This is a genomic window from Mesorhizobium sp. M7A.F.Ca.CA.003.01.2.1 (genome assembly GCF_003998945.1).
GTDB lineage: Bacteria > Pseudomonadota > Alphaproteobacteria > Rhizobiales > Rhizobiaceae > Mesorhizobium > Mesorhizobium ciceri.
In genome coordinates this window covers 1-6,292 of record NZ_RZRA01000251.1, presented here as the reverse complement: position 1 = coordinate 6,292, position 6,292 = coordinate 1, and the positions used below count along the sequence as shown (strand labels likewise).

At 63.9% G+C, this 6,292-nt stretch carries 5 protein-coding genes; all 5 read left to right on the top strand.

The window, feature by feature from the left end; all coding sequences use genetic code 11:
• The first annotated feature begins 16 nt into the window (after positions 1-16).
• A complete protein-coding gene (locus tag EN969_RS12750; protein ID WP_063168708.1) occupies positions 17-2,560 on the top strand; it encodes an ATP-binding cassette domain-containing protein in 2,544 nt (847 codons plus the stop codon).
• Positions 2,561-2,570: 10 nt separating this feature from the next.
• Positions 2,571-3,593, top strand: a complete 1,023-nt coding sequence (locus EN969_RS12745) for a Gfo/Idh/MocA family oxidoreductase (RefSeq protein ID WP_013530433.1) — start codon at positions 2,571-2,573, stop codon at positions 3,591-3,593.
• A 10-nt stretch (positions 3,594-3,603) separates the two neighbouring features.
• Entirely contained in the window at positions 3,604-4,578 is a 975-nt protein-coding gene (locus tag EN969_RS12740) for an ABC transporter permease (RefSeq protein ID WP_024503985.1), read from the top strand.
• Entirely contained in the window at positions 4,575-5,381 is an 807-nt protein-coding gene (locus tag EN969_RS12735) for a creatininase family protein (protein ID WP_013530431.1), read from the top strand. The genes EN969_RS12740 and EN969_RS12735 overlap by 4 nt, the downstream gene beginning before the upstream one ends.
• Positions 5,381-6,292 (top strand): aldehyde dehydrogenase family protein (locus tag EN969_RS12730; protein WP_127419155.1); only part of this gene is annotated, 912 nt, incomplete at its 3' end. The genes EN969_RS12735 and EN969_RS12730, both read left to right, overlap by 1 nt.

The following is a 6,292-nucleotide window of genomic DNA, read 5'->3' as shown; positions in this document are numbered from 1 at the left end:
ATAAGAGGACCGACCCATGTTCCAGTCCTGGACCTCTCCGTTACTACGGCGCAACGAACCGGTTCTCATCGCGGTGCTGCTGGTCGCCATCGCCGTCTTCGGCTGGATCGATCCGCGCTTTCTGTCGACCGGCAACCTTGTCAGCATCGCGCAGCAGAGTGCGGTCATCGCCCTCATCTCCTTTGCCATGACGGCCGTGATCATCGCGCGCGGCATCGATATTTCCGTCGGCAGCAACCTCGCCTGTTCCGGCATCGCCGCGGGTCTTGCCTATACGGCAACCGGCTCGGCGAGCCTGAGCCTTCTCGCCGCGATCGGTGGCGGTGCCGCGATAGGTCTGCTCAATGGAGCGCTGATCGGCTTTGCCGGCATCTCCCCTTTCATCGCAACGCTCGCCACCATGGCGTTCGCGCGCGGCCTGGCGCTCAGTCTCTCCGGCGCATCCAGCATCGCGGTCGCCGATCCGGTCCTGCTTTTCGCCGGACGCGAGACAATCGGCCTGCTGCCGGTCTCCGTCATCATCGCCGCCATCTGCCTGAGCCTCTGGTGGTTCGTGCTCAATCGAACGGTATACGGGCGTTGGATCTATGCGATCGGCGGCAATGCGGGGGCGGCGCGGGCCTCTCTGGTTCCCGTCGACCTCGTGCGCATCTCCGTCTACCTGATTGCCGGTGCGACAGCCGGGCTCGGCGCGATCCTCACCATCGGCCGCCTTGGTTCGGCACAGCCGCTTGCCGGCACCGGCCTTGAATTTACAGCCATCACAGCCGCGATCATCGGCGGCACGAAACTCTCCGGCGGCCAGGGCTCGATCTGGGGAACGGCGATCGGGGCGCTGCTGCTGGGCGTCATCAACACCGGCCTGTCGTTCCTGCAGGTGCCGCAGATCCTGATCTATTTCGTGACCGCGAGCCTCATTCTGGTGGCCGTTCTCACCAGCCAGCCGGAGAGTGTCGCCGCCTTGTTCAAGACCGGTGGCCGCAAGTCCACCCCGTCGCCCCGCAACACCGCCGCAACATCGGTCGGCAAACACAGCATCGCCTTGCGCGGGCTTGGCAAGTCTTTTCCGGGCGTCAAGGCACTCGACGGTGTCAGCTTTGCCGTCTCGGCCGGCGAGGTGGTGGGACTTGCCGGCGAGAACGGGGCCGGGAAATCGACGCTGGTGAAGTGCATTTCCGGTCTACATCGCCCGGACGAGGGTGAGATCGTCATCGACGGCAACGCCGTCCAGTTCCACTCCCCCAGCGCCGCCAAGGGCATCAGCGTCATCCATCAGCATTTCAGCCTTTCGCCGGACCTGACCGTGGCGGAGAATCTCTTCATCGGCCGCGAACCGCACACCCGCCTGGGATTTCTCGACCGGGCCCGGATGCGGCGCGATGCGAAAGCCATCATGGACGAGCTGTCGCTCGATATCGACATTGGCGCGGAACTGCGAACGCTTTCCGTCGGGCACCGGCAGATGGTGGAAATCGCCCGTGCCGTTCTGTCCGATGCCTGGTTCTTCATCATGGACGAGCCGACCAGCGCGCTCTCCAACCGCGAGCGCGACCAGCTCTATGACCTGATCGACAGGCTGAGAGCTCGCGGCGCCGGCATCCTCTACATCTCGCACAAGATGGAAGAGATCTTCAGCCAGTGCGACCGCGTCGTCGTTCTGCGTGACGGGCGCTTCATCGGCGAGCGCCAGACCAGCCAGACCAGCGAGGCCGAGATCGTCTCCATGATGGTCGGGCGCGATGTCGGCGACATCTTCCCCTATCTCAAAGCGCAAGTCGGCGAGACCGCGATCGAGATCAGCAACATCTCCGATGGCAAGCTCTTGAAGTCTGCGACGCTCAGCGTGTGCAGGGGCGAAATCGTCGCGCTCGCCGGCCTGATGGGCAGCGGCCGCTCCGAAGTGCTCAGGCTGATTGCCGGCCTCGATCCCATGCATGGCGGCACCCTCAGAATTTTCGGCGGGCAGCAGACCAGCGGCGACACCAAGACCGCCAATCGCGCCGGCATCGTCTACATACCGGAAGACCGGCATCTGGAAGGCTTTGTCGGCACGATGTCGATCAGGGATAACCTGTCCCTCGCCTGGATTCGCGACAACAGTCACTTCGGCCTGCTGAGACCTCGCCACATCCTGGCTCTCGCGCGCGATCTCATCGGCTCACTCGGCGTGCGGCCGGCCCAGCCCGACAAGATGGCCATCGAACTCTCGGGCGGCAATCAGCAGAAGGTCGTCATCGGCAAATGGCTTGCCACCAAGCCGAAGATCATCCTGCTCGACGAGCCGACACGCGGCGTCGACGTCGGCGCAAAGTCCGAACTCCATCACCTGATCGCAAGATTGAAGGCCGAGGGCGCGGCGATCCTCATGGTGTCGAGCGAGTTGCCCGAGGTCCTCGGCGTTGCCGACCGCATCGTCGTCATGCGCGAAGGCCACTCTGTCGGCACGCTGGCGCGTGGGGCGACGGAAGAAGATGTGATGACGCTGGCCTTCGGTGATCGCACGATCACACCACCAGCCTGCGCACCCCGGCCAGCATCCAACCTTGCACCATGCCTGTAAGGAGGACCCTTTGAGCAAATTGAAGATCGCCATCGTCGGTGCCGGCTACATGGGTCTCCTGCATGCGCAGGTGGTTGCCGAGAGCCCTGTCGCGGAACTATCGGCATTCGTTGATCCGAACGCTGCCTCGGGAAGCAAGGCCGCGTCCGATTTCGGCGTCCGGCATTTCACCGATGCCGCCGCCGCGCTGACTGCCAATGCCGCCGACGCCTACATAGTGGCGGCACCCGATACGCTGCATGAAGACGTCTGCCGCACTCTGCTCGATGCCGGCAAGCCGGTGCTGCTCGAAAAACCGATGGCTCATGATCTTTCCGCTGCCAAGGCGATTGCGAAAGCGGCGGAGAGAAACGGCGCGCGTCTGTTGGTCGGCCACATCCTGCGGTTCGACCCGCGCTATTGCGAAGCCGCGGCAGCGGTGAAATCCGGGCGGATCGGCGAGCCGATCCACGGCAGCAGCGGCCGTTTCACCAATCGCGAAGTCGGTCTTCGCATGAACGGAAACTCGAGCGTCTGCTTCTACCTCGGCGTGCACGACGTGGATGCGCTGCAATGGATCTCAGGTTCAGACATCATCGCCGTCTACTCCCGATCGGTCGCCAAGCTCATGCCTTCGCTCGGAGTTCGCTCCGAAGACGCGATCTTCTCCACCGTCGAGCTGTCGAACGGAATGAGCGGACAGCTCTACTTCGGCTGGACGCTGCCACCGACCGTTCCGACCGGCATCTGGGCGCGCACCGAAATCATCGGCACCGAAGGCATGATCGACCTCGACGTGCGCGACCACGGTCTACGTATCCTATCGCATGGACAGTGGTCGCAGCCCGACGCCTTGCACTGGCCGACCGTCAATGGCCGCATCACCGGGGATCTCTTCGAGGAGGTCCACCATTTCATTTCCGCGGTTCGCGACGAAACCCCTTTCGTGATGCCGCTCGACGACGCCCTGCGCGCCGTCGCCGTCAATGATGCAATCCTGCGCAGCGTCAAATCAGGCCTGCGCGAACCGGTCGAAGATTGGCACATCCGATGAGAGAACCCTCATGACCCGCCAACAGAACATTTGGTGCAGGCGCTTTCTCGACCTCTCGCCGTTGATCCTGCTGGTCATCCTGCTGGCGATCTTCGCGCTCATCGACGCCCGCATCGTTTCAACCGCCAGCCTCATCAACATCGTCGCCCAGGCGACCCCGATCGCCATACTGGCGCTTGGCGCCCTGATCGTTCTGCTGACGGCAGGCATCGACCTGTCCGCCGGCGTCGGCGTCGCCTTCTGTGCCGTCTTCATCGCCAGCCTGATCGACGGCGGCGCCAGCCTGCCGCTTGCCTTGCTCGTCGGCTTTGCCGTGATGGTGGTGATCGGCCTCGCGAACGGCGCCGTTATCGCACTGTTGAAGATACCGCCCTTCGTGACGACATTGGCCACAATGGTCGCGCTGCAGGGCGCAACGCTTGCCGTTGCCTCCAAAGGCGTCCTGATGCTGAAGGATCCGACGCTTCGCGCGGTCGGCATCGAACGCAGCTTCGGCATTCCCAATGTCATTTTCGCAACGCTGCTGATCGTCGCCGTAGCAGCAATCCTGATGCGGCACAGCCGTTTCGGGCTGCGTACCTATGCGCTCGGATCGGATGCCGGAGCCGCGGAACTTGCCGGCATCCCGGTGACGAAACACACGATCCTCGTCTATTGCGCCTCCAGTATCTTCGTCTTCCTGACAGCCGTGATCATGATCAGCCGGGTGCCGGTCGTGACGCCCAACATCGGCGGGACCTCGCTGCTTCTGGACGCGATCGCCGCGGCCGTACTTGGCGGCACCAGTATTTTCGGCGGCAGGGGAACGGTGTGGGGCGCGGTCGTCGGCGCGCTGATCGTCAGCCTGCTGACGACAGCGCTTCGGGTGTTCGGCACGGACCCGTCCAGCCTCGAACTCTACAAGGGAGCAATCATCATGGTCGCTCTCCTGGCCGATTCCGGCATGACCTACGCCAAGGCCCGGCTTGTCGAGGCAGCACGATGAACGAGCCAGCTCCGGCCTTGCCGATCCCGCCTGGATCCAGCTTTGCGCTGATGACCTCCCCGGATACGGAAAGACACGCGACAGCCGGCGTGCATAAACCCGTCGTCATTCTACCGCTCGGCGCTGTCGAGCAACATGGCCCGCATCTGCCGCTCGGCGTCGATTGCTGGCTTGCGGAAGCGGTTGCGCTCGCCGCGGCGGAAGGACAGGCCTCCATCCGTGTCGCCGAACCTTTCGCCTATGGCTCGTCCGAGCATCATCGCTCTTTCTCCGGCACCATGAGCCTCAGCCCGCAGATCTTCATCGCCGTTCTCGTCGATCTCTGCACCTGCCTTGCCGAAGACGGCTTCCTGCCGGTCATGCTGAACGGCCATGGCGGAAACCGCGCCGCCATCCAGGTGGCGATCACCACCCTTGGCAAGCGTGGCATCGTCACCGCGGGTTTCTCGTATTTCGATCTCATCGCCGACGTGGCGGCGCAGGCCCTGCCCGATGCCGCCACAGGCACCGGTCACGCTTGCGCGCTTGAAACGTCGTTGATGATGCATGTGCTTGGCGACAGCGTTCGCCGCGATCTCATCCCGCCAGGCGGCACTCCGCCATCCTGGCCGGATCCTCACCTTTACGCCGCGCCGGCCGTCACCGTCTGGCGCCGTTTCGAAGCCATCCGCGACAACGGCGTCATCGGCACGCCATCGCAGGCAAGCGCGGAGGCCGGCAGCAGACTTTTCATCGCAGCCGTGGAACGCAGCCGCGCCGCCATTTTGAACATCCAATCCGAATTCGGCCAAAGGAACGCATGATGACAGTCCATTTCAAATCTTCTCTCGAAGGCCCCAACCTGCGTGGCATGGCGATCGTCTCGGAGCCGGAAGCAGCCGCCCGCATCGGCATCAACCGCATCGGCGGCGAGTGGATTGCCGGCAGCTCGGGCAAATTCCTGAAAATCGATAGTCCTTCGACGGGCGAGCATCTCGGCTATCTCTCCCTTTCCACCCGCGCCGATGTCGGTCGCGCGGTGAAAGCCGCCGAAGGCGCACGCGGGACCATGCGCAAGATGGGAACCTTCGCACGCGCTCAATTGTGCATACGCATCGCCGACGCGATCGACAGGCGCGCCGAAGAGCTTGCCCACCTGCTCTGCCTGGAACAGGGTAAGCCCTTCCACAGCGAGGCAAAGGCCGAAGCATCGGCGGCAGCTCTCGGTTTCCGCAATGCGGCAGAGCAGATGAAGTGGCTGGAGACGGCGGCGTTTCCCCTGGCCGATGCCAACAAGCGCGCCTTCAGCTTCCTGCAGCCGAAGGGCATCTTTGCCATCATCACGCCATGGAATTTCCCGCTCGCCCTGCCCTGCCTCTACTATCTCGGACCGGCCGTCGCAACGGGCAACACCGTTGTCTGGGTGCCGGCGCCGACGACATCGCTGATTGCCACGGCACTTGTCGAATGCTTCATCGAGGCGGGCTTGCCGGACGGCGCCATCAATCTCGTTCTGGGAGATGGTGCGGAGGTGGGCGACGAGGCCGTCGTTCATCCGGGCACCCATGCCATCGGCTTCACCGGCAGTTCCGCCACCGGCGCGACGATCGCCCGGCGTGGCGCGGGCAAGCCGCTTCTGCTCGAAATGGGCGGCAACGGCCCGACCATCGTGCTAGCCGATGCCGATATCGACATGGCCGCCGCCCAGGTGGGGGCCGGCTGCTTTGCCAATGCC

Excerpts from the sequence above, each read along its gene's own strand:
- EN969_RS12750 (WP_063168708.1), top strand. The coding sequence starts at position 17 with ATGTTCCAGTCCTGGACCTCTCCGTTACTACGGCGCAACGAACCGGTT.
- EN969_RS12735 (WP_013530431.1), top strand. The coding sequence starts at position 4,575 with ATGAACGAGCCAGCTCCGGCCTTGCCGATCCCGCCTGGATCCAGCTTT.
- EN969_RS12740 (WP_024503985.1), top strand. The coding sequence starts at position 3,604 with ATGACCCGCCAACAGAACATTTGGTGCAGGCGCTTTCTCGACCTCTCG.